The organism is Trueperella bialowiezensis, assembly GCF_900637955.1.
GTDB lineage: Bacteria > Actinomycetota > Actinomycetes > Actinomycetales > Actinomycetaceae > Trueperella > Trueperella bialowiezensis.
Genome location: NZ_LR134476.1, coordinates 1,998,320 through 2,020,740 on the forward strand (window position 1 = coordinate 1,998,320; position 22,421 = coordinate 2,020,740).

General features: G+C 59.7%; 25 protein-coding genes. All 25 read left to right on the forward strand.

Going from position 1 to position 22,421, the window contains the following annotated elements; all coding sequences use genetic code 11:
• Positions 1-5 precede the first annotated feature (5 nt).
• Positions 6-1,022, forward strand: a complete 1,017-nt coding sequence (gene hrcA, locus EL234_RS09060) for a heat-inducible transcriptional repressor HrcA (protein ID WP_126417142.1) — start codon at positions 6-8, stop codon at positions 1,020-1,022.
• 11 nt (positions 1,023-1,033) lie between these two features.
• Entirely contained in the window at positions 1,034-2,146 is a 1,113-nt protein-coding gene (gene dnaJ, locus EL234_RS09065) for a molecular chaperone DnaJ (protein WP_126417143.1), read from the forward strand.
• Positions 2,143-2,874, forward strand: coding sequence for a 16S rRNA (uracil(1498)-N(3))-methyltransferase (locus EL234_RS09070; protein ID WP_126417144.1), 732 nt, complete (start codon positions 2,143-2,145; stop codon positions 2,872-2,874). Before dnaJ ends, EL234_RS09070 begins: the two co-directional genes overlap by 4 nt.
• Before the next feature lie 10 nt (positions 2,875-2,884).
• A complete protein-coding gene (locus EL234_RS09075; protein ID WP_126417145.1) occupies positions 2,885-3,850 on the forward strand; it encodes a PhoH family protein in 966 nt (321 codons plus the stop codon).
• Positions 3,847-4,359 carry an rRNA maturation RNase YbeY gene (gene ybeY / locus EL234_RS09080; protein WP_126417146.1) on the forward strand — a complete coding sequence of 171 codons (513 nt, stop codon included), beginning with the start codon at positions 3,847-3,849 and terminating at the stop codon, positions 4,357-4,359. The genes EL234_RS09075 and ybeY overlap by 4 nt, the downstream gene beginning before the upstream one ends.
• Positions 4,356-5,594, forward strand: coding sequence for a hemolysin family protein (locus tag EL234_RS09085; protein ID WP_126417147.1), 1,239 nt, complete (start codon positions 4,356-4,358; stop codon positions 5,592-5,594). The genes ybeY and EL234_RS09085 overlap by 4 nt, the downstream gene beginning before the upstream one ends.
• The gene (gene era, locus EL234_RS09090; protein WP_126417148.1) at positions 5,587-6,504 is read left to right on the forward strand and encodes a GTPase Era; all 918 of its coding nucleotides are present in this window, start codon (positions 5,587-5,589) and stop codon (positions 6,502-6,504) included. The genes EL234_RS09085 and era overlap by 8 nt, the downstream gene beginning before the upstream one ends.
• Positions 6,501-8,000, forward strand: coding sequence for an alpha/beta hydrolase family protein (locus EL234_RS09095; RefSeq protein ID WP_126417149.1), 1,500 nt, complete (start codon positions 6,501-6,503; stop codon positions 7,998-8,000). Before era ends, EL234_RS09095 begins: the two co-directional genes overlap by 4 nt.
• Before the next feature lie 66 nt (positions 8,001-8,066).
• Positions 8,067-8,855: a PP2C family protein-serine/threonine phosphatase gene (locus EL234_RS09100; RefSeq protein ID WP_164712457.1), complete on the forward strand. Its 789-nt coding sequence runs from the start codon at positions 8,067-8,069 to the stop codon at positions 8,853-8,855.
• A gap of 186 nt (positions 8,856-9,041) precedes the next feature.
• Complete coding sequence (gene leuA, locus EL234_RS09105) at positions 9,042-10,811, forward strand: 2-isopropylmalate synthase (RefSeq protein ID WP_126417151.1); 1,770 nt, start codon at positions 9,042-9,044, stop codon at positions 10,809-10,811.
• Positions 10,812-10,826: 15 nt separating this feature from the next.
• Positions 10,827-11,561 carry a DNA repair protein RecO gene (recO, locus tag EL234_RS09110; protein ID WP_126417152.1) on the forward strand — a complete coding sequence of 245 codons (735 nt, stop codon included), beginning with the start codon at positions 10,827-10,829 and terminating at the stop codon, positions 11,559-11,561.
• A complete protein-coding gene (gene uppS, locus EL234_RS09115; protein ID WP_277870829.1) occupies positions 11,558-12,313 on the forward strand; it encodes a polyprenyl diphosphate synthase in 756 nt (251 codons plus the stop codon). Before recO ends, uppS begins: the two co-directional genes overlap by 4 nt.
• A gap of 43 nt (positions 12,314-12,356) precedes the next feature.
• Positions 12,357-13,718: a histidinol dehydrogenase gene (gene hisD, locus EL234_RS09120; protein ID WP_126417153.1), complete on the forward strand. Its 1,362-nt coding sequence runs from the start codon at positions 12,357-12,359 to the stop codon at positions 13,716-13,718.
• Complete coding sequence (locus EL234_RS09125; RefSeq protein ID WP_126417154.1) at positions 13,718-14,854, forward strand: histidinol-phosphate transaminase; 1,137 nt, start codon at positions 13,718-13,720, stop codon at positions 14,852-14,854. The genes hisD and EL234_RS09125 overlap by 1 nt, the downstream gene beginning before the upstream one ends.
• Positions 14,851-15,450: an imidazoleglycerol-phosphate dehydratase HisB gene (hisB, locus tag EL234_RS09130; protein WP_126417155.1), complete on the forward strand. Its 600-nt coding sequence runs from the start codon at positions 14,851-14,853 to the stop codon at positions 15,448-15,450. Before EL234_RS09125 ends, hisB begins: the two co-directional genes overlap by 4 nt.
• Positions 15,447-15,974: a hypothetical protein gene (locus EL234_RS09135; protein WP_126417156.1), complete on the forward strand. Its 528-nt coding sequence runs from the start codon at positions 15,447-15,449 to the stop codon at positions 15,972-15,974. Before hisB ends, EL234_RS09135 begins: the two co-directional genes overlap by 4 nt.
• A gap of 22 nt (positions 15,975-15,996) precedes the next feature.
• Positions 15,997-16,737 carry a bifunctional 1-(5-phosphoribosyl)-5-((5-phosphoribosylamino)methylideneamino)imidazole-4-carboxamide isomerase/phosphoribosylanthranilate isomerase PriA gene (priA, locus tag EL234_RS09140; protein WP_126417157.1) on the forward strand — a complete coding sequence of 247 codons (741 nt, stop codon included), beginning with the start codon at positions 15,997-15,999 and terminating at the stop codon, positions 16,735-16,737.
• On the forward strand, positions 16,727-17,446 hold the full coding sequence (locus EL234_RS09145) for an SseB family protein (RefSeq protein WP_126417158.1): 720 nt from the start codon (positions 16,727-16,729) through the stop codon (positions 17,444-17,446). Before priA ends, EL234_RS09145 begins: the two co-directional genes overlap by 11 nt.
• Before the next feature lie 204 nt (positions 17,447-17,650).
• Complete coding sequence (gene infC, locus EL234_RS09150; RefSeq protein ID WP_126417159.1) at positions 17,651-18,244, forward strand: translation initiation factor IF-3; 594 nt, start codon at positions 17,651-17,653, stop codon at positions 18,242-18,244.
• A 59-nt stretch (positions 18,245-18,303) separates the two neighbouring features.
• Positions 18,304-18,498 carry a 50S ribosomal protein L35 gene (rpmI, locus tag EL234_RS09155; RefSeq protein WP_126417160.1) on the forward strand — a complete coding sequence of 65 codons (195 nt, stop codon included), beginning with the start codon at positions 18,304-18,306 and terminating at the stop codon, positions 18,496-18,498.
• A 22-nt stretch (positions 18,499-18,520) separates the two neighbouring features.
• On the forward strand, positions 18,521-18,901 hold the full coding sequence (rplT, locus tag EL234_RS09160) for a 50S ribosomal protein L20 (RefSeq protein ID WP_126417161.1): 381 nt from the start codon (positions 18,521-18,523) through the stop codon (positions 18,899-18,901).
• A gap of 104 nt (positions 18,902-19,005) precedes the next feature.
• Positions 19,006-19,551 (forward strand): dTDP-4-dehydrorhamnose 3,5-epimerase family protein, encoded by a 546-nt coding sequence (locus EL234_RS09165; protein ID WP_126417162.1) that lies wholly within the window; start codon positions 19,006-19,008, stop codon positions 19,549-19,551.
• Positions 19,552-20,364, forward strand: a complete 813-nt coding sequence (locus EL234_RS09170; protein WP_126417163.1) for a TrmH family RNA methyltransferase — start codon at positions 19,552-19,554, stop codon at positions 20,362-20,364. It abuts the gene before it with no gap.
• 48 nt (positions 20,365-20,412) lie between these two features.
• Positions 20,413-21,510, forward strand: coding sequence for an NADH:flavin oxidoreductase/NADH oxidase (locus EL234_RS09175; RefSeq protein ID WP_126417164.1), 1,098 nt, complete (start codon positions 20,413-20,415; stop codon positions 21,508-21,510).
• 49 nt (positions 21,511-21,559) lie between these two features.
• Entirely contained in the window at positions 21,560-22,387 is an 828-nt protein-coding gene (locus EL234_RS09180; protein WP_126417165.1) for an SGNH/GDSL hydrolase family protein, read from the forward strand.
• Positions 22,388-22,421: the final 34 nt, after the last annotated feature.

The following is a 22,421-nucleotide window of genomic DNA, read 5'->3' on the forward strand; positions in this document are numbered from 1 at the left end:
GTGTCGTGGCACGTGACAGGCGCGCGTTGGTGCTCAACGCGATTGTGCAAGATTACGTGAAGACGGGCGAACCCGTTGGGTCTCGCGCCGTGGTTGAACGCTACCATTTGGGGGTTTCTCCTGCGACCGTGCGTAATGATATGGCCGCGTTGGAAGAAGAAGGCCTCATCGCCCAGCCGCACACGTCCGCCGGCCGGGTTCCCACGGACGAGGGCTATCGCCGATTCGTCGATCAGATTGCCGAGCTCAAGCCGCTGTCCAAGGGGGAGCGGGCCGCAATCGAAAAAATGCTGTCTGAAGCGGTCGATCTCGACGACGTCATCGCCCGGGCCGTCCGGCTTCTCGCCTCGATCACGGATCAGGTGGCGATGGTGCAATACCCGTCGTTGCGTCGCACGGCACTGCGGCACGTTGAGGTCGTTGCGCTGAGTGAGTCGAAAGCTCTGCTGGTGATTATTACCGACGCCGGGCGTGTGGAACAGCGCGTTGTCACAACCACTGTCGGCCTGTCTGATGAGGAGTTCGCGCAACTGCGCACGGCCTTGAACGAGGAGCTGGAAGGTTTACAACTGGCCGAGATAGACGGCGCCTTCGCGGCTGTGCAAGAGCGTCTTCCCAAGCGCCTTCACGCGCCCGCCGCAACGATCGGCACAGCTCTTGCCGATACCTTGCGCAACGAGGCCGAAGAGCGCGTTGTCGTCGCTGGCACAGCAAACCTCACACGCTACGACATCGACTTTGAACGATCCATCTTCCCCGTGCTCGACGCGATAGAAGAGCAGGTCGTGTTGCTCCGCATGCTCGCTAACAAGGAAGATGGGCTGCGTGTTGATATCGGGCACGAAAACGTGAATGATGCTTTGAGTGAAACCTCTGTGGTGTCCACCAACTATGTGGGCTCTGACCAGCAAACAGTGGCAAGACTTGGCATTATTGGGCCGACCCGGATGGACTATCCGGCGGCGATGTCCTCGGTGTATGCCGTGGCAAAATATCTCTCCGACATTCTTTCGGCTAATTGATAAGGAAACAGGTGGCTGATTACTACGACATTCTCGGCGTGAGCCGCGATGCTACTCAGGCAGAAATTAAGAAGGCGTACCGTAAGAAGGCACGTCTACTGCATCCCGACGAGGCCGGGGGCGGATCGGAAGAAGAGTTTAAAGAGGTCAACAAGGCCTACGAGGTGCTGTCGAACGAGGAAAAGCGCCAACTCTACGATATTGGTGGGGAAGCGGCCGTGTCCGGCAACGGGCTGGCAGCACCTGGATTCGGCGGCTTCCAAGATATTTTCGACACGTTTTTTGGCGGCGGTAATACGCGCCGCGGCCCGGCCTCTCGTACTCGGCGCGGCCAGGATTCGCTTATTCGGCTGAACTTGACGCTATCCGACGTCGTGTTCGGCGCGGATAAGGAGATTAATCACGACGCCGTCATCGAATGCCCCAACTGTCATGGGCATATGACCGAGCCGGGTACGGAACCCGTGCCGTGTACGAACTGTGACGGCACGGGCACCACGCAGCGGATGACCCAGTCCCTGTTCGGCCAGGTCATGGCTCAAACGACGTGCGGGCAGTGCCAAGGTTTCGGCACGGTGATCGTCACCCCGTGTGGTGAGTGTTCGGGGGAGGGGCGCGTGCGAGCAAACCAGAATGTGACGATCAAGGTTCCGGCCGGCGTCGAAAACGGAATGCGCATCCGCCTTGCAGGCCGCGGCGATGCAGGAATCGCGGGCGGGCCTGCTGGCGACCTGTTCGCCGAAGTACAGATCGCGCCCGATCCAGTGTTTACTCGCGACGGCGATGATTTGCTGTGCACGCTTGAAGTGCCGATGACGTCGGCGGCGCTGGGTGCGCACACTGAGATCGACACGCTAGACGGCACACAAACAGTGGAACTCAAACCTGGTACGCAGTCCGGTCACGTCATCAAACTTCCGCACCTAGGTGTGGGGCGGATCCACCGCGGTGGGCGCGGCGACCTCAAAGTTCACATTCAAGTTGCAACGCCCACGAAGCTGGATTCTGGCCAACGCGAACTCCTTGAAAAGTTTGCTCGGATGCGTGGAGAAGACACCCCGCAGCTTGTGCAAACCACGTCGTCGGTCTTTTCGCGTTTGAAAGAGCGGTTTACAAGTCGATGACAAGGCCGCTCTATCTGGATCCGGACCTGGCTGATAGCGACGTCGTCATTCTCGGCGGAGCTGAAGGCCGCCACGCAGCCACGGTGCGGCGGACCCAGCCGGGCGAACAGATCGACGTCGCAAACGGGCAAGGGCTACGCCTGACTATCGAGGTCGAGGCGGTGGCAAAAAGCGAGGTGCGCGGGAAAGTGGTTCGCCGACTTCAGGAAGAACCGCCGCGGATTCACCTGACGATCGTGCAGGGCCTTGCCAAAGGTGGTCGCTCGGAACAGGCCGTGGAAACGTGCACTGAGTTTGGGGCTGACGCGTTCATTCCGTGGATGAGCGAGCGCGCGATTGTCCGCTGGGACGCCGCCCGAGCCGGCAAGGGCCGAGCAAAGTGGCAAGATACTGCGTGGGCGGCGGCCAAACAGTCGCGGCGAGCATTCGTACCGCGTGTCGAGCCCGTGGTGACGAGCCCGGAACTTGCCCAGCTGGTCGCCGAGTTTCCCGGAAAAGTTTTCCTATGCCACGAAGAGGCATCGCAGCGGCTCGTCGATGTTCTCCCGCACACACCCGGGCCAGAGCAGATCATGGTGATCATCGGCCCGGAAGGAGGGATCAGCCCGGCAGAAGTCGACGCCTTAACGCAGGCCGGGGCGAGCCCGGTACTGCTCGGCGCACACGTGCTCCGTTCTGCAACGGCAGGCGCGTGGGCAAGTGCCGTGATCAGGGCAAAGCTCGGTTAGTATGGAAACGATGGAATCTAAGACAACCGTAAGCGTTCCAGAACGCATTCCGATGATCAACATTCTCGGGCATCGCGACGAGGTGCTACGAGCTTTGGAAGCCGGGCTAGAGCCCGTCCAGATTCATGTGCTCGGGCAAGATATTAGGCTCAGCGGCCCGGAAGCCGACGTCGCTCTTGCCGCCGATCTCATGAACGAACTGATCTCCGTGGCAGGAACCGGAGAGCATTTAACAGTTGACGCCGTTGAACGTGCGATTACCATTTTGCGATCCGGGCTTGCCAAACCCACAGACCTGCTCAACTCTGACATCCTCACCAACCGGGGCAAGACGATCCGGCCCAAAACCCTTGGCCAAAAAGCGTATGTGGATGCGATCGATGACAACACGATCGTCTTCGGAATCGGCCCTGCCGGCACCGGTAAAACGTATTTGGCGATGGCCAAGGCTGTTGTGGCACTGCAGAAAAAGGAAGTCTCGCGGATCGTCCTCTCGCGGCCTGTCGTCGAAGCGGGCGAATCGCTCGGCTATCTGCCCGGTTCGCTCAACGATAAGATCGATCCGTACATGCGCCCCCTGTATGACGCGCTGTATGACATGATTGATTCGGATGCGATTGTTAAACTGCTCGCCGCCGGAACGATCGAAGTGGCTCCGTTGGCATACATGCGCGGGCGCACGCTCAACGATGCGTTCGTGATTTTGGACGAGGCACAAAACACCACTCCGGAACAGCTGAAAATGTTCCTTACCCGCCTGGGGTATCGGTCCAAGATGGTAGTCACCGGTGATTTGACCCAGGTTGACCTACCGCGCAATCAGCGTTCAGGGCTGGGGCTTGTGCGCAGAATTTTGCGCGATGTGGACGACATCAAGTTCATCGAGCTGGGGTCTGCCGATGTGGTGCGCCACCGGCTGGTCGCTGACATTATCGACGCATATGCGCGTTATGATGCCGAAGAAGGTGGGCGATGATTGACGTTAATGACGAATCCGGGTTCGAACCTGCTGTTGGGGTAGCTGAAATAGCGGAGCTAGCAGCCTATGTGCTCGACGAGATGCGGGTCCACCCGCAGGCAGACCTGTCGATCCTCCTCGTTGATGAGGAGCAGATGGCGGTGCTTCACGAACAGTGGATGGATCTGCCAGGGCCAACGGACGTGCTGTCTTTCCCTATGGACGAACTGCGCCCCGCGCCACCTGGGGTGGAGCCCACGCCTGGCTTGTTGGGCGATATCGTCGTGTGTCCGGCGGTTGCGGCTAAGCAGGCACTTGCTGCAGGGCACGCCACGATGGAAGAGATCTTGCTGCTCGTCACGCATGGCATCTTGCATCTGCTCGGCTACGACCATGCGGAAGAAGAAGAAAAGAAAGAAATGTTTGATCTGCAACGCAGACTTCTGCTCACGTTCCTTGCTCGCGAGCCTCGCGAGGAAGGCTCGGGCGATATTGACCAGACAGCGCCGGTGATGGGCACCGAATGATTATCGCACTGATCGCAATTAGCCTCCTTCTTTCTGCCTTGATGGGCGTGATCGCGCAGGCCCTCAACTCGGTGTCACGTATGCGAATCAAGCAGATCGTGGAAGAAGACGCTCGCGAACGCAAACTCGACAAGATTTATGATCGGCGCCCGGCCGCGCTCGCAGCAATATCAGCCTTGCGCACCTTATTTATCGTCTGTGTGGCATTTGGCGTGGCCGTCATTGTTGCACGGTATGTGGATGGTGTGTGGACGGCGTTCGCGTTGACGTTAGGCATATCGGCGGCGCTGTTTGCTCTCATGGCTTTCGTGATTCCGTCGGATCTTGGGCGTAGGCATTCGGCGCGAGTGTTGGGGATGACAGCCAGCATCGTGTGGCCGCTGGCCCGAATCGGGTCGATTTTCGTGACGCGGCGTGAACCGAACGAGGAAGAGCGTGAGCACCGTAGCGAGCACGAACTGCAGGTGATGGTTGAGCGCGTGTCGGAGTCTGACGTGTTGGAAGACGACGAGCGGTCCATGTTGCAAAACATTTTCGAACTGTCGAACACGATTATTCGTGAAGTGATGGTTCCGCGTACGGACATGATTACGATTGATGCGAACGAGACACTGGACAGGGCGCTGTCGCTTTTCACAAGGTCGGGCTTTTCCCGGGTTCCAGTGATCGGCGAGTCGGTCGATGACCTGCTGGGCGTGCTCTACCTCAAGGATGTCATTCGCCGTACGCACAGGCGCAGTGACACCGAAGGGCTCGTGGTGTCGGATGTTATGCGTGAGGCACAGTTCGTACCGGAGTTCATGCTTGCCGACGAGCTTTTAGAGTTCATGCAAAAGAGCCAGAACCATATCGCGTTTGCCGTCGACGAATACGGTGGTATCGCCGGCATGGTGACGATCGAGGACGTCGTCGAAGAAATTGTGGGCGAAGTTGTCGACGAACACGATCGCGCTCAGCCCGAGATCGAACAGATTGACGACGGCGTTTACCGCGTGCCAGCTCGAATGGGAATTGATGACATCGGGGACCTCTTCGGTCTAGATTTTGACGACGACGACGTGGAGACAATCGGCGGGCTCCTCACGAAAGAGCTTGGCCGCTTACCGATCCGCGGATCGAAGGCTGAAGCTGGCGGTCTGCTGATGACGGCGGACAGGTTTGAGGGCCGCAAGAAACGACTATCGACGGTGATAGTCCAAATGAGACACGAGCGTGAGGACGACTCCGATGACTGATTTTCCTGAAGATTTTAAAGCTGGTTTCGTCTCCGTCGTCGGGCGGCCAAACGCCGGTAAGTCCACGCTTATGAACGCCATGGTGGGCACGAAGATCGCGATTACGGCTGACCAGCCGGAAACCACGCGCCGAGTGATTCGCGGGATCGTCCATCGCGACGACGGCCAGCTCATCCTCGTTGACACTCCTGGGGTGCACCGGCCGCGTACCTTACTCGGGCAGCGGCTCAACGACATGGTGGGAACCGCACTAGCCGATGTGGACGCGGTGGCCTTGTGCATGCCTGCCGACGAAAGTGCCGGGCCAGGCGACAGGTTCATTCTCGACCAGGTCAAGAAAGCTGGCGCCCCCATCGTGGCGGTGCTGACCAAGACGGACAAAGTGACGAAGGAAGCGCTAGCCGAGCGCATCATTGAGGTCTCCCAGATGCACGAGTTCGCCCAGATCGTTCCCGTGTCTGCTGTGGCCGGCGAACAGGTCGACCTGCTGGGCGATCTGCTTATCGAACTCATGCCACAAAGCCCACCGCTCTACCCGAAAGACACGATCACAGACGAAACTGAAGAAGAGCTGATCGCTGAGCTTATCCGCGAAGCCGCACTTGTGGGCGTGCGTGAAGAGTTGCCGCACTCGATCGCCGTCGTCGTCGAAGAAATGATCGAACGGCCCCGCAAAAAGGGTGATGAGCGCCCGCCGGTCATGGCTATTAACGCCCACCTGTACGTCGAGCGGCCCTCCCAGAAGGGAATCGTCATCGGAAAAGGCGGGCAGCGAATGAAGAAGGTGGGCCAGCAGGCACGGCACAACATTGAACGTCTACTTGGTCAGCCCGTTTACCTCGACTTGCACGTCAAAGTCGCTAAAGAATGGCAACGTGATCCGAAGATGCTCGGGCGGCTCGGCTTTTGAGTACTACCGAAGAAGACAAACGCACGCGAGTCCCACTCGCGGTGGTGTGGTTGCTTGCAGTATTGATCCTCGGATTGTGGGGATCGTGGGCCGGGCCCGCGTGGAATCCGCAGCCGATGACGAACCTCATCGTGCCATCAACAAGCTCCACGGAGGTCACCTCGGCTGTAGACACGCCAGAACTAGGAACCTACGAGGTACGCGAGACCATCCACGACGTGCCACGCGAACACGGCGAACCCATGAGGGTGACGCTCCGCGAACCCGTGGGCGCTGAAGGCCAGCGCCCCGGCGTCGTCTTCCTACACGGCACAGGAACGTCCACCCACGAGGCGTTCGCCGAGCACGCCACGTGGCTCGCCTCAACAGGAATCGTCACCGCCGTCCCCGACAAGAACCTAGACGGCTATTCAACACTCGCCCGGGATTACGAATCGTTGGCAGACGGCTACCATGACGTAGCGAAATGGTTACGCTCCCAGCCCTCAGTCTACGAACGCGACGTCGGCTACTACGGTGAATCAGAAGGTGCACTCATCGCACCGATTTCGACGGTACGTGACCCACGCACAGCGTTCTTAATCCTCGTCTCCGATCCCGTCATGCCAATCAGGGAACAGGGGGCGCTCGCGGCTGACACATATTTGCGAGAAATCGGAGCCCCTAAGCAGCTGTACTTAGCGATCCCGCGCCTGATCTCGGGAGCAATTGCAGACGGTAATTTTGCTTACGCCAACTTCGATCCCAGTCCGTACCATCGCAAAATTACGGTGCCCGTGTTTATGGCCTACGGTACGCGTGATATTTCGATGCCGATCGTGCAAGGGCCCATCATGTTGGCGCGTGATCTTGCAGAAGCGAACAATAGATCTTTGCTCGTCCGTTACTACGACGGCGCTGACCACGGCCTGCGTATCGACGGCGAACTTCAAAGCGCTCCATACCGGGATATCGCGGATTTTATTAACGGTCTGCCCAGTTCGGTCTACGTCAGTGACATAGTGGCGGGTGCACAGCCGCGCCAAGACTATGTTGCCCAAACCGTTGATACGCCGAGGTGGTTCGGATCCGGACACGCGATGCTCGTGACCTTAGCGGCCGGTGTCACGCTGACAATCGTCGGTGCGGGCTTGCTCATCGTGGGTAAGCTCCCCGTTGGCGCGCGGCAAAACTATCAGGGGGTGGGCCGCCCGATGGTGACCAGCTCAGCGGCGATACTTCTTACCTGGGTCGTGTTTATCGTCTACGTGGTTGCGCTGGCCGAGTTGGCGCTGAGCTATGAGACGAACCGGTGGGTGGTACAAGGCGGATGGCTGATCTTACAGATTCTCGCGTTGGGCGCGGTGTACTTGCTGGTGCGGGCGCTAAGAATCTGGCGTGCCAACCGAATGGAGACTCGGTGGGCGGCCGTTAGCCTGTTCATCCTGACTGCGGGGCAGACCCTTTTGCTGTTCGCTCTTGCCTATTGGGGCGTGTACCCCAGTGTATTGAATTAGGAGGGGCATAACTAACAGCGGCAAAGTTCACATACGCGTAGTATGGTAGCCGACGAAAGGGACATCGTGAACACATTAACTGCACGAGCCGCAGCCTTATCACACACGGGGCTGGTTCGGCGTCGTAACGAAGACAGGGTGTTCACATCTCAGCGCCTTCTTGCCGTCGCTGATGGCATGGGCGGGCACACGCTTGGTGATGTGGCGGCGCAATACGCAATAGACGGCCTCGCCGCGATTGCCGGTGAACTTGACGTGATCGGTGATCTTGGCGAGCGGGAGCAGGCCGTCCAGCGAGCACTCACCGAGGTTGCAGACAAGATTTGCCGGCACCTTGAGGGGCGAGGGTCTGGCAATACTGTGACTCGGATTCTCAACTTTTCGCGGGCTGCGGGTACGACGCTTTCGGCTTTGCATCTGGGTGCGACGCCGCTCGTGTTTCACGTTGGTGATTCGCGGGCCTATCGCTATCGTGCCGGTCAGCTGCTGCGGGTCACTCACGATCATTCTCTCGTCCAGGAAATGTTGGACGCGGGCGAGATCACGCCGGAAGAAGCACACAACCATCCGCGGCGGAATATCATCACGCGTGCGATCGGCACCTATGGGCCACCGGCCGTGGAATTTACCGCTGTCGATCTGGTGCCGGGCGACGTGGTCTTGCTGTGTTCAGACGGACTATCGGACGAGTTGGATGACGCCGAAATTCTTCGCCTCATGAACGCAGACTTTCTTGGCAACGACGCCGAAGCGCATGTGAGTGTGGAAGATCTTGCCGAACATCTGGTGGAAGCCGCGCTCGACGCCGGCGGCCATGACAACATTTCAGTGGTTGTTGCTGAGATTAACGCCTAGCAGCGCGGCGTCGTTCACTTTCTGGACGTCCAACTGAGAATTTGAAAGTTGCGGGGTAATCTAGGAGGGTGCACATTTCGTTGCTCCTACTTATTCGCCGCGGCGAGGTCACCAGCTGACCCCTCCCCGCGGGTACTTGTGTTGGCTAACTGGAATATCCGTTATTGAACTGTAGGAGAAGCTTTTATGAAAACCAACGGGTTTACTAATCGTCAGCAGGCATCGGCGATGCCAATTTCTAAGTATCGGCATTTTCTCGATACGAATCCGGTGAGCCTACCTGACCGTACTTGGCCAGATAATCGGATTACGAAGGCGCCCCGGTGGCTATCGACGGATCTGCGGGACGGCAATCAGGCGCTCATTAATCCGATGGATCCAGACAAGAAGCGCAAGATGTTCGATCTGCTTGTGGAGATCGGCGTGAAGGAAATCGAAGTGGGTTTCCCGGCGGCGTCGAAAGCTGATTTTGATTTCGTGCGTTCGCTTGTTGACGACGACGCCGTTCCAGAGGACGTCACCGTCTCGGTGTTGACTCAGTCCCGCCCGGAAATCATTCACCGCACGATCGAGGCGCTCCAAGGTTTGCCGCGTGCGACCGTGCACCTGTACAACGCGACTGCGCCGGTGTTTCGCGACGTCGTGTTCCGGATGAGCAAAGAGCAGATCAAGCAACTCGCGGTGTCCGGAACCCAGGAAGTTGTGGCTCACATGGAAAAGTCCTTCGGGGATGAAACCGTGGTGGGCTTCGAATATTCGCCGGAAATCTTTGTGGATACCGAGCTCGACTTTGCGCTCGAGGTGTGCGAGGCGGTCATGGACGTCTGGCAGCCGGCAGAAGATCGCGAAGTGATCCTTAACCTGCCGACCACAATCGAGCGGTCCACTCCGAACGTGTACGCCGATCAGATCGAGTGGATGAGCCGCAACCTGTCGAGGCGTGAGTTCGTGTGCCTATCAGCGCATAATCACAACGATCGGGGAACAGGCGTGGCGACCACGGAGCTGGCGATGCTGGCCGGCGTCGACCGCGTGGAAGGCTGCCTGTTCGGCCAGGGGGAGCGTACCGGAAACGTTGATCTGGTGACCGTGGCTCTCAATCTGTTCTCGGACGGCATTGATCCGCAACTGGACCTGTCTAATCTGCCGCGCATTCGCGAGGTCGTCGAATATTGCACGGAGATGGAAGTTCCCGCGCGCGCACCGTATGCCGGCGATCTGGTCTACACCTCGTTCTCCGGTTCGCACCAGGATGCGATTAAGAAGGGCTTTGCCGACCGGGCGAAGAAGGTGGCAGCCGCAGGCGGAGACGAGAACGCCGTGCTGTGGGAGCTGCCGTACCTCCCGATCGATCCAAAGGACGTGGGCGGCACCTACGAAGCCGTGGTGCGTGTGAATTCGCAGTCCGGCAAGGGTGGGGTGGCTTATCTGCTGTCGTCCACGAGGAACTTGGATCTGCCGCGGCGCCTGCAGATTGAGGTGTCGAATCTTGTGCAGAACTTTACGGACCGCACCGGGCAAGAGGTGACGGCCGATGAGCTGTGGAAGATTTTTGCGGACGAATACCTGCCCTACACGGAAGTCGACGGGCTGAAACCGTGGGGCCGGTTCAGCCTACATGGTATTACCGCTACCACGGCTGACGAGGGTAAGGAAACGCATCTGACTGTCACGTTGCGCGAGCGTGCGGGTGATGAGACGATCACGCACACGCTTGAGTCGCGCGGTAACGGCCCGATCGATGCTTTCACGCGGGCTTTTGAACAGCTTGATCTTGACGTGCACGTTCTTGACTACGCCGAACACGCGCTGTCAGAAGGCAGAGACGCGACTGCGGCCTCGTACGTGGAATGCGACGTGGACGGTCAAGTGCTGTGGGGTGTGGGTATCGACCCGTCCACGATGACCTCCGGATTTAAAGCCATCGTGTCCGCGATCAACAGGGCCTTGCGCTAGCCGTATACTGGCCGTGTGAAGACTTACCGTGACGATGCGATCGTGCTGCGCCACCACGATCTTGGCGAGGCCGATCGCATCATCACGTTATTGAGTCGAACTCATGGCAAGGTGCGTGCAGTGGCCAAGGGTGTGCGGCGTACAAAGTCGCGGTTTGGTGCCCGGCTCGAGCCGTTTTCGATGGTGGATGTGCAGCTGTACAAGGGCCGCAATCTGGATACAATCACGCAGGTCGAGTCGCGTAACCAGTACGGACGCACACTGGTGACCAGTTACAGTGCGTATACGACGGCGTCGGCAATGCTCGAGCTCGCCGACCGGCTCACGGGAGATGACCCGGATCCAGCGCAGTTTCAGCTCCTTCATGGCGCGTTACATGCGGTAGCCACGAAAGCACACGAACCCGATCTCGTGCTTGGCTCGTATATGCTTCGTGCGATGGCGCTATCCGGTTGGGCGCTCGCCGTGTTTGAGTGCGCGCTGTGCGGCGGTGAAGGTCCGCACGAGGCTTTTCACGTGCAGTCCGGCGGAGCGGTGTGCGATGACTGCCGACCACCGGGATCTGCAACTCCGGCGGTGGAAACATGGCAGCTGATCGCGGCCCTTGCTGAAGGGGATTGGCTTATTGCTGATCGTGCCCCAACGTCGGCACGTAAAGAAGCCGGGCCGCTCATCGCGGCGTTCGTGCAATGGCAGCTTGAATCAAAAGTGAAATCCTTGAACATGGTGGAGATTGGTGAACAGCAGTGACAGCTCATCATGGCGCGCGGCATGTGGCGATTGTTATGGACGGCAACGGGCGGTGGGCTAACGCTCGCGGCCTACCTCGCACAGAAGGCCACCGCGCTGGTGAAGACGCCCTCATGGATGTGATCGCCGGAGCTATCGACGCCGGTGTTGAGGTGCTGTCCGTCTACGCCTTTTCTACCGAGAACTGGAAACGCTCACCGCGTGAAGTTTCTTTCCTCATGGGCTATTCACGCGATGTTATCCGCAAACGCCGCGGAGAACTCAACGACTGGGGTGTCAAGGTGGTCTGGTCTGGCCGGCAAGCCAGGCTGTGGGGCTCGGTTCTCAAACAGCTCAAGGAAACCGAACGGCTCACGCGCAACAACACAGTTCTCACGCTGAATTTTTGTGTCAACTACGGTGGGCGAGCGGAAATCGCGGACGCCGCCGCTGAACTTGCACGCGACGTGCGCGCGGGCACTATCACCCCTGACCAAGTCACGCCCGAACTGCTGGGTAGCTACATGTACCAGCCGGATCTTCCCGACGTCGACCTGTTTATCCGCACTGGCGGCGAGCAGCGCACGTCGAACTTCCTCATCTGGCAATCTCCCTATGCGGAGTTCATGTTCACCGATGTCCCTTGGCCAGATTTTGACCGGCATACGCTCTGGGAATGCTTGAGGGCCTTCAGTGAGCGCGATCGCCGCTTTGGGAGCGCGATCGACGCCGTCCGGGCGCCCCTCGAGCCGGGCACGGATACCGCCACCTGAACGAAAAAGTAGATGGTCCCTGTGATTGCGTACAATGGTGAGCATGATGCAACGCTTGGACCTTCGTGGAACTACACTCTCGCGCGCCGAGATCGCCCAGCGGCTACCGCGTGCGAGCGTGGATATCAACGTCGCACTGGAATCGGTTATCCCAATCATTAACCAGGTTCGCGACGGCGGAGCGGGAGCCCTGCGCGCGCTCGCACAGAAGTTTGACGGCGTGCGTCCAGAGCATCTGCGTGTGCCCACGGAAGCTATTGATAAGGCTGAAGCGGAACTCAGTAGCGAATTGCGCCATGCCCTACAACTGTCGATTGACCATAATCGGGCAGGTCACGAGGCTCAGCTGCCCGAGCCGAAAGAAACCGTCATTGTGCCAGGTGGTGTGGTGCGCCAGCGCTGGATACCGGTCGAGCGGGTTGGCCTATACGTGCCGGGTGGGCTTGCCGTCTACCCGTCGTCGGTGGTGCACAACGTCGTCGCCGCGCAAGCGGCAGGCGTGAGTGAAATCGCGCTCGCCTCTCCGCCGCAAAAAGAATTTGACGGCCTTCCGCACCCCACTATTTTGGCGGCGTGCAAGTTGCTGGGCGTGACCGAGGTTTATGCCGTTGGAGGTGCGCAGGCGGTTGCCATGTTCGCCTATGGTGCGCGCGGCGAAGAAGGAACAGCAGATCCGGAGATTCTATGCCGCCCTGTCGACGTCGTGACAGGCCCGGGCAATATATATGTGGCCGCAGCAAAACGCGCGGTGCACGGCGTCGTCGGCATCGACGCGGAGGCGGGCACCACTGAAATCGCGGTCATTGCCGACGAGGGCGCAAATCCGGACTATGTGGCATCCGATCTGCTGTCTCAAGCCGAACACGATCCAGCCGCTGCCTCCGTGCTCATCACGAACTCCGAACAGTTTGCGGACGCGTGCGAGCAGGCGCTCATTGCGCAAGTCGAGCAGACGAAGCACGTCGAACGGGTACGTACCGCGCTCGGCGGGCCGCAGTCCGGGATCGTGCTTGTTGACGACGTCGCGGCCGCCATCGACGTGGCGAACGCTTACGCCGCGGAACACTTGGAGATTCACACGGCAAATGCGCGTGCTGACGCGCAAAAGATCCGCAACGCGGGCGCCATTTTCATCGGCCCGTATTCGCCTGTGCCGCTGGGTGATTACATGGCAGGATCCAACCACGTGCTACCCACCGGTGGTACCGCACGCTTTGCTGCCGGGCTCAACGTCATGGCCTACATCAAACCGGTGCAGGAAATCGAATACACGCGCGAAGCGATGGCATCCATGGAAGGCCCACTCGTGGCGCTCGCTAACGAGGAAGACCTGCCGGCCCATGGTGATGCGCTCAAGATCCGCACCGCCAACGAGCCCGCTGTGAAGGGGGAGGCCGAGCGATAATGCCACTCGCCCTACGCCCAGAGTTTGCAGGCCAAGAACCCTACGGCGCCCCGCAACTCGACGTGCCAGTCGTGCTGAACACGAATGAAAACCCATACCCGCCAGCCGATGAGGTCGTGGCTGAGATTGCCTCGCGGGTTGCTGACGCGGCCGCCGGATTAAACCGCTACCCAGATCGCGAAGCGCTCGAACTACGCGGTGAACTCGCCGGCTATCTTGCCCGTGAATCGGGCGTGCGCCTGCCTGCAAGCCAGATCTGGGCAGCCAACGGATCCAACGAAGTCATGGCGCAGATCCTGCAAGCATACGCAGGCCCCGGCCGTACCGTCCTCACGTTTACGCCCTCGTATTCCATGTATCCCGAATATGCGCGCAACGTGTATTCCACCTTCGTGGGAATCGAACGCCGCGAGGACTTTTCCATCGATTGCGCTGCGTTGGCAGATCAGTTTGCACAGCATCGCCCGGCGGTCGTGCTCATCGCATCGCCCAACAACCCAACAGGTACGGCGGTAGAACCAGGCGACCTGCAACGCATCCTTGAAGCTAGCCGTGGCGTCGGGCCGCAGCTCACCAATGGCGCGGAAGGCGCTGGTGGGGCAGATCGGGCGGACGCGATCGTCGTCGTTGATGAAGCCTACGGCGAATTCCGCCGGGAAGGCGTGCCAAGCGCACTCGAACTGTTGGATGAGTACCCGAACTTGATCGTCACCCGCACAATGTCGAAGGCCTTTGGGGCAGCCGGGCTGCGGCTCGGATACATGGCCGCAAGCCAAGAGATCATTGACAGCGTGCGGATCGTGCGCTTGCCCTACCACCTGTCTGCCGTCAGCCAGGCGGCTGCGCTCGCAGCGCTCGCACACCGAGATTCGCTGATGGAGCAAGTCGAACAGATTCGCCAAGAACGCGATAAGCTTGCCAGCACGCTCACCGGAATGGGACTGGACGTAGCGCCGTCGGATGCTAACTTCATCATGTTCGGCACGTTTGCAGATCGTCACAAGGTCTGGCAGCGGCTACTCGATCAGGGCATATTAATACGTGAAGTCGGGCCGGAGGGATGGCTCCGGGTTAGTATTGGTCAGCCTCACGAAAACGAGGCGTTTGTTGCGGGGCTTAAGGAGGCCATGAGATGAGCCGTATAGGCAAGATTGAACGAATCACCAGTGAATCGTCCGTCAAGGTTGAGATCGACTTGGACGGTACAGGCAAGTCCCAGATCAGCACGGGAGTGCCGTTTTATGATCACATGCTCACTGCGCTGTCGAAGCACTCGCTCATCGACATGAAAGTCGAGGCAGAAGGGGACGTACATGTTGACGTCCACCACACCGTGGAAGACACGGCGATCTGCCTGGGTCAGGCACTCAAAATGGCGCTGGGTGACAAGAAGGGCATCGCCCGTTTCGGCGACGCGCTCGTTCCACTCGACGAATCGCTGGCACGCGCCGTCGTTGACGTGTCGGGGCGTGCCTACGTGGTCCACCGTGGCGAGCCGGCAGGGCAGGAATACCACCTGATCGGCGGGCACTTCACCGGGTCAATGACTAGGCACGTGTTCGAATCCCTCGCCCTGAACGCAGACATTTGCTTGCATATCGAGCTCGTGTACGGGCGCGATCCGCACCACATCGTGGAATCGCAGTTTAAGGCCCTCGCTCGCGCATTGCGTGCCGCGGCTGAGCTTGATCCTCGGGTTGACGGGGTGCCGTCCACGAAGGGCGCACTGTGAGCCAGCGGCGCTACGTCGTCCTCACGCCGTTCCCAAACCCGCAGGTGGTAGCCGGTGTGCTACGCCTGCGGGGGATCGACGCCCACGTTATAGCCACCAAATCCGGGGTGTGCGTGGTGCGTGAAACGAGCAAACCCGAATTCACAGACTGGGATATTGCTGAACTATTCGGAGAACAACCCGAGTCGGCCGATTCTTCGGACCCGTCGGACGATCCGGCGAACATTGCCGGTCCGCTGTCGCAACTGTCGAACTACGGCGTCGTGCTGCTTACGGCCGAAATTGGCGACGACGTCGGAGCCGAAGTGGGCGTATCCGGGCTCGTCACCGCGGTACGTTACGTGGGTGGTGAACGTGGTGACGAGGTAGCCGCAGGCATGCTGCTCAACACTGTCGATTCCAAAGTTGAAAGTCTCGTCTTGGGTGACGTCGATCTTGACAAGGACGCGATCTCCACGGCAGAGCTCACGGTAGAAGACGTGGCACAACTGCTCGGTGAAGATGGCGAAGAAAACAGGCCCTGAAGGCCGCAAAGAGAGGATATGTATGTCAAAGCGTCTTGAACTACTCCCGGCTGTCGATGTTGTTGACGGCAAGGCAGTCCGCTTGAACCAGGGGGAAGCCGGTACGGAACAGGTGTACGGCGACCCGGCAGAAGCGGTTGCGACGTTCGTTGAGCAGGGCGCCGAATGGATCCACCTCGTTGATCTCGACGCGGCATTCGGGCGGGGATCGAATCACGACCTGCTGAAATCTATTGTGCAAAATCAGACGGGCGTCAAGATCGAACTGTCTGGCGGGATTCGCGACAACGCCTCACTTGAGCGGGCGATCAACGCAGGTGCAACGCGCGTCAACCTGGGAACCGCCGCGCTCGAAGATCCGGAGTGGACGCGATTTGCTATCAAAGAGTATGGCGACAAAATTGCGGTTGGCTTGGACGTGCGCGGCGAAACGCTCTCGGCACGCGGATGGACAAAAGACGGCGGAAACCTGTGGGAAACCCTCGACCGCCTCAACGACGACGGCTGCCCGCGCTACGTGGTTACCGACGTGAAAACCGACGGCATGCTCTCAGGGCCGAACCTTGAGCTCATGCGTAAGGTGTGCGAGCGCACGGATCGCCCGATCGTCGCCTCCGGCGGCGTGTCGTCCTTGGAGGATATCGCAGCCCTGCGCACGCTCACCGACATCGGCGTGGAAGGAGCAATTGTGGGCAAGGCGCTATACGCCGGTAAGTTCACGCTCCCACAGGCGCTGGCTATTGCCGACGGCGATGCCCGATAGACTCTTTCGCCCCAATCCATTTCCCGGCGACGACGGGCGGATCACCCCGCGCCTAGCACAGGCTTATCGCGCTGCGGACAACGTGCGGACGGAACAGATCGTCGCAGCCTTGGGCCGCGTGCTCGTGCCTGTTATTCCGCACGAGCCACCAAAGAGGCGAGATCGCGCGTCTATCCACGACGAGCAGGGGGCTGATCCGTACGGCTGCCCAGATGAAGAGCTGGTCACGGTTGACTTCCCGGGCGGGCGCAAGGGCCTACCCATTTTTTCCAGTGTGGATGCGCTACGCGAGTGGCACGGCACAGCTCGACCAGTACCGCTCGATATCGCCACGGTTGCTGCAGCTGCCATGCAACGCGCCGACGGCGTGCTCACCCTTGACGAGGGGTGTGCCAACATGACGTGGCTCGGCCGATCCGCCGTTGCCGCACTGGCAAGCGGCACCGCCTGGCACGGCCCGTGGTCAGACCCGCAGATCACGAAGCGGCTCACACGTGGCTGCAGCGAATTACCCGGGCTTGAGAGCATTGAGATCGTTCCGGGTGCGAGCGGCGCCGCCGTCGTCGTCATACATCTGGACGCCACGGCTAACCGGGACGACGCACACAACATTGTTCACACCGTCGCCGCGATCATCGCCACCGATAGCTATGTGCGAGCCCGACTCGACGTCGTCGAAATACAACCCGCACGCGCGCGTGTGGGCTGATCCACGCCCACACGCTTAGAAACCGTGCCACGCGGATGCTATGATCTGTTACTGACCACCTCCGGCACAGCCGGAATGCAAGCGGAGTTAATCCCACCTCGTGTTTCCGAAAATGGGGAACCGGGTAAAGAGTGAAGACGGGTCGTTCCCGTGCGCCCTCTGGAACTTCGCGCGCAGTAGCCAGAAGGATGAAGAGGAGCCGTTATCAACGAGCCAAGAGTCAACGATCGAATTACCGTTTCTGAGGTACGTCTTGTCGGGCCTAGCGGTGAGCAGGTCGGTGTTGTTCGCGTAAAAGACGCCCTGCGTCTAGCTCAGGAAGCCAATCTCGATCTTGTTGAGGTGGCCCCGAAAGCCAAGCCCCCAGTCGCAAAACTGATGGACTATGGCAAATACAAGTATGAGGCCGCACAAAAGGCACGTGAGGCACGCCGTAACCAGGCGAATGCTCAGCTCAAAGAAATTCGTATCAGCCTGAAAATCGACACCCACGATTACCAAACCAAGATCAATAATGCGAAGAAGTTCTTGGACCACGGTGACAAGGTGAAGATCCAGCTACGTTTCAAGGGCCGCGAGCAACACCGTCCAGAAATGGGCCTCCGCCTCATGGAACGAATCGCCAACGACACGGCCGAAAACTCCACTGTTGAGTCCGCGCCGCGCGTTGACGGACGCAACATGGTGATGGTACTCGCTCCGATTCGTCGCAAGGCACAAACCAAGTCTGATCAGCGTCGTCGCCGCGAAGCCGAACGCGCAAAGCGCAAGGCTGAGCAGGCGGCACAAGACGCGTAATCAACACGCTCCACCCGGAGCGCAAATGCCGCAGTAGCGGCGAGAAATTGAGGGACATTATGGCAAAGATGAAGACCCACTCGGGTGCCAAGAAGCGTTTCCGCGTGACGGGAACCGGCAAGCTGATGCGCCAGCAGGCAGGTAAGCGCCACCTGCTCGAGCACAAGTCGTCGCGCCGTACCCGGCGCCTGTCGACTGATCAGCCGGTTGCAAAGGCAGATGTGAAGGCCGTCAAGCGCATGCTTGGCCTGTAAATATTTGTAGTAGGAGAATTAAATGGCACGCGTAAAGAACGCCGTAAATTCGCGCAAGAAGCGCAACACCACGATGGACCGCGCCAAGGGCTACCGCGGCCAGCGCTCGCGCCTGTACCGCAAGGCCAAGGAGCAGGTCACACACTCGTTCGTGTACAACTACCGGGATCGTAAGGTCCGTAAGAACGAGTTCCGCAAGCTGTGGATCCAGCGCATTAACGCCGCTGTGCGTGAGCATGGCATGGTCTACTCGCGCTTCATGCAGGGCCTGAAGCTCGCTGGCGTTGAGGTTGATCGCCGTATGCTGGCCGAGCTCGCTGTTAACGATCCGGATGCTTTCAAGGCTCTGGTTGATATCGCGAAGAAGGCGCTGCCGGAAGATGTGAACGCTCCGGTCGCCTAACGAGGCCGATGTAGCGTAGCACTTAGTGAGCGGAGGTATCCTGCGGGATACCTCCGCTCGCGTCTATACTGGGCTGAGTTAACGCGAAGTGAAAGGATTCCCTCGTGGTAGAGATTATTGAGCCAAAGATCAGCACCACTGATATTGACGGCCTGCTCGTCATCACTCCGAAGCAGGTCACTGACGAGCGCGGTACGATCAGGGAGCTCGTGCGGCGGTCATGGTTGCAGGACAACGGTATTGTTTCTGATTTCGAACAGGCGAATAACACGTTCACACATCGCGGGGGAGTGCGCGGGTTGCACGCTGAGGCGATGACCAAGCTGGTCACGGTTGTGGCCGGGCAAGCTTTTGGCGCGTACGTGGACATTCGCGAAGGCTCAGCGAGCTACGGCAAGGTGGTCACGGTCGATATCACTCCGGGTGTCATGGTGCTCGTACCGCAGGGTGTGTGCAATGGCTTCCAGGCGGTTGAGGACACCGAATACCTGTACTTCTTCGATAAGGAGTGGCGCCCAGGTATGCCTGGTTCGGCGCTCGCTCCGCTCGATCCGGATCTTGCGATTGAGTGGCCGATCAAGGTTGACACTGCGGATCGCGCGATGATTTCCGAGAAGGATTTGAACGCACCGCGGCTGAAGGATCTCTAAATGCCCCGGCGCTATCTAGCCGACAAGACGGGGCAGATCACGAAAGTTATTGCCTTGCGCCAGCGCCGTCATCGCCAGCGCTATGGCCAGGCACTTGTTGAAGGTCCACAGGCGGTACGCGAACTGCTCAGCTTTGCGCCGCAGTGCGTGCGTGACCTGTACGTCACCGAGGCGGGGCTGGCAGCTCACCCAGATATCGATGAGTTGGCCGCGCAGGTTGATCCGTATACGCACGTGCTCCCTGAAGACGTGTTTGCGCAGATCAGCACAGACGCGCAAGGGCTGGCGGCAGTCATGAACATTCCAGCGGAGGTCGAGCTGGGCGAGTTCTTCGCCGCGAAACCTGCGCTCGTTGTGTGCCTGGTGGAATCAGCAGACCCGGGCAATCTGGGCACAATCATTCGTACGGCAGATGCCGCGGGCGCCGACGGCGTCGTGCTCGGCCACGGCAGCGTGGAACTCTACAATCCCAAAGTGATCCGTTCGACGGCGGGCTCGCTGTTTCACCTGCCTGTTGTGACGGGCGTGGATGTGGGCGAGGTTGCGCAACGCGCGCGGGCGTCCGGGATGCGGGTGTTGGCAGCGGACGGCTCGGGCTCGCTACAGATCGGATCGGAATGCCTTGACCTTTCCGTTCCAACCCTGTGGCTCATCGGCAATGAGGCACACGGCTTAAGCGGCGAGCATCTGGGACTTGCCGACGACGTCGTGCGCATCCCACTGTGGGGTCACGCCGAGTCGCTAAACGCTGCAGTTGCCGCAAGCCTATGTATCTATGCGAGTGCGGCAGCCCAACGCGGCCAGTTCCGCTAGCCGCGTGATCTGTACCACGGGCGATGCGCCGGCAATACACTTACCGGTATGCACCTTTTTGATCCCATCACGATCCGCGGACTAGACATCAGCAACCGCCTGTGGCTGGCACCCATGTGCCAGTATTCAGCGGAGTCGGACGGGCCGAATCTTGGCCGGCCGAACGAGTGGCACTTCCAGCACTATGGGTCGCGCGCCCTCGGCGGTTTCGGGCTCGTCACCGTGGAAGCCACAGGCATTACGGCGCAGGGCAGGATTTCGCCGCACTGCTTGGTCCTCAACAACGACGCCGACGTCCCGGCTTTCGCAAAGCTGGCTGGGCTTATCGAGGCGGGCGGCGCCGTCCCAGCGATACAAATTGGGCACGCCGGGCGGAAAGGTTCGTCGCAGGTGCCGTGGGAAGGTCGCGGTAGTGTCAGCGTGAGCGACGGCGGTTGGGAGACGATAGCACCAAGCGCGATCGGTTATGACGACAAGCTGGGAACACCTCGCGAGATGACGGCCGCCGAGATCACTGACACGATCAGTCAGTTCGCGCGAAGTGCCAAACTCGCTGTCGAGGCTGGATTTAAGGCGATTGAGCTGCACGGCGCGCACGGCTACCTCATGCACCAGTTTTTGAGCCCGGTGTCGAACCGGCGCGAGGATGAGTGGGGTGGCGATTTTGCTGGGCGTACCCGTTTCTTTTCGGACGTGGTTCGGGCTGTACGTGAAGCGATAGGTGACGTGCCGCTGATCGCACGGATCTCGGCCACTGACTGGCTTGAGGAAACGGCAAGCACGCACGATGGCAGTGAGGGCTGGAAAGTAGCCGAGACGATCCGATTGGTCCGTGAGCTGCCCGAAGTTGATTTTTGGAACGTGTCCACTGGCGGTAACGTGCCCGTGAGGATACCGACTGGGCCGGGATATCAGGTGCCATTTTCTCGGCGAATCAAGGAAGAGACCGGGGCGAGCACGGGCGTGGCCGGACTCATCGCGAACGCAACCCAGGCCGGCGTCGTCGTTCATGACGAGCATGCCGACGTCGTCTACATCGGAAGGGTTGCCCTCCATCATCCGTATATTGCTCGGCAGTGGGCGGCACAGATGGGGGAGCCGGTCACGTGGCCAAACCAGTATCTGCGCGGAGTTAACGAACGCTAACGGATGGGCTACCAGCGCGGATGTCGGTGGGCGGATCTAGGATGAGGTTATGAGTATGAATAAGTATGTGGCTGCGGCTGCCGTGGGGATCGCGGGCGTTGGCGTGATGCGTAAAGCCGGGGAAGTCAAGCGGCAGAATTCGCCGTTTCGCAGGTACTGGGAACGCCACCTGCAGGCAACTTTGGCAGACTTGGATGAGCGTGCCGCTGCCGGTCAGGAACTGCCGTTGGTTTATGTGGCGCTCGGAGATTCAGCCGCGCAGGGCTTGGGCGCCACCGAGATTGAAGAAGGCTACGTGCCGAGGGTCGCACAGGCACTCGCACAGGGCTCGGGGCGCGAGGTCGCTCTGCTGAACCTGTCGCTCTCAGGTGGCATGGTCCAATCAGTTCTGGGCACTCAGCTGCCGCAACTGGCCGGCTTACGTATCGGTGGAAAGCCGATCATTCCCGACGTCGTCACACTCGACATCGGTGGTAACGACGTGCGTCAGCCCTGGCTCACCGAAGACATCTTCGCACGCGATTACGCACGCCTTGTGGACGAACTTCCGGCTGGCACGTTCGTGATGAATGTGCCCTCATACGGAAAGCTACCGGAAGAAGAAAAGGCAGCAGCGTTTTGCGCCACGGTCGATCGTCATGTGGCGGGTAGCCACCATCATCTCGTGGACATCGGAAACTATTCACGCAACCTGCCGTGGCGAACCTACACGTTCGACTACCACGCATCGGATCTGTTCCACCCGAACTCGGCATGGTACGAAGTGTGGGCACAGCAGTTCGTCAACCAGATTTGTGCAGTTCACGGCTGGCCGCAGATCGCCGTCGCCGAACTGGAGGCGTGGTCGGGGCCAATCGCCGAGGTCGTGTTTACCTAACGCCCGCCACGGTCAAAACATTGGGCTTTCGCAC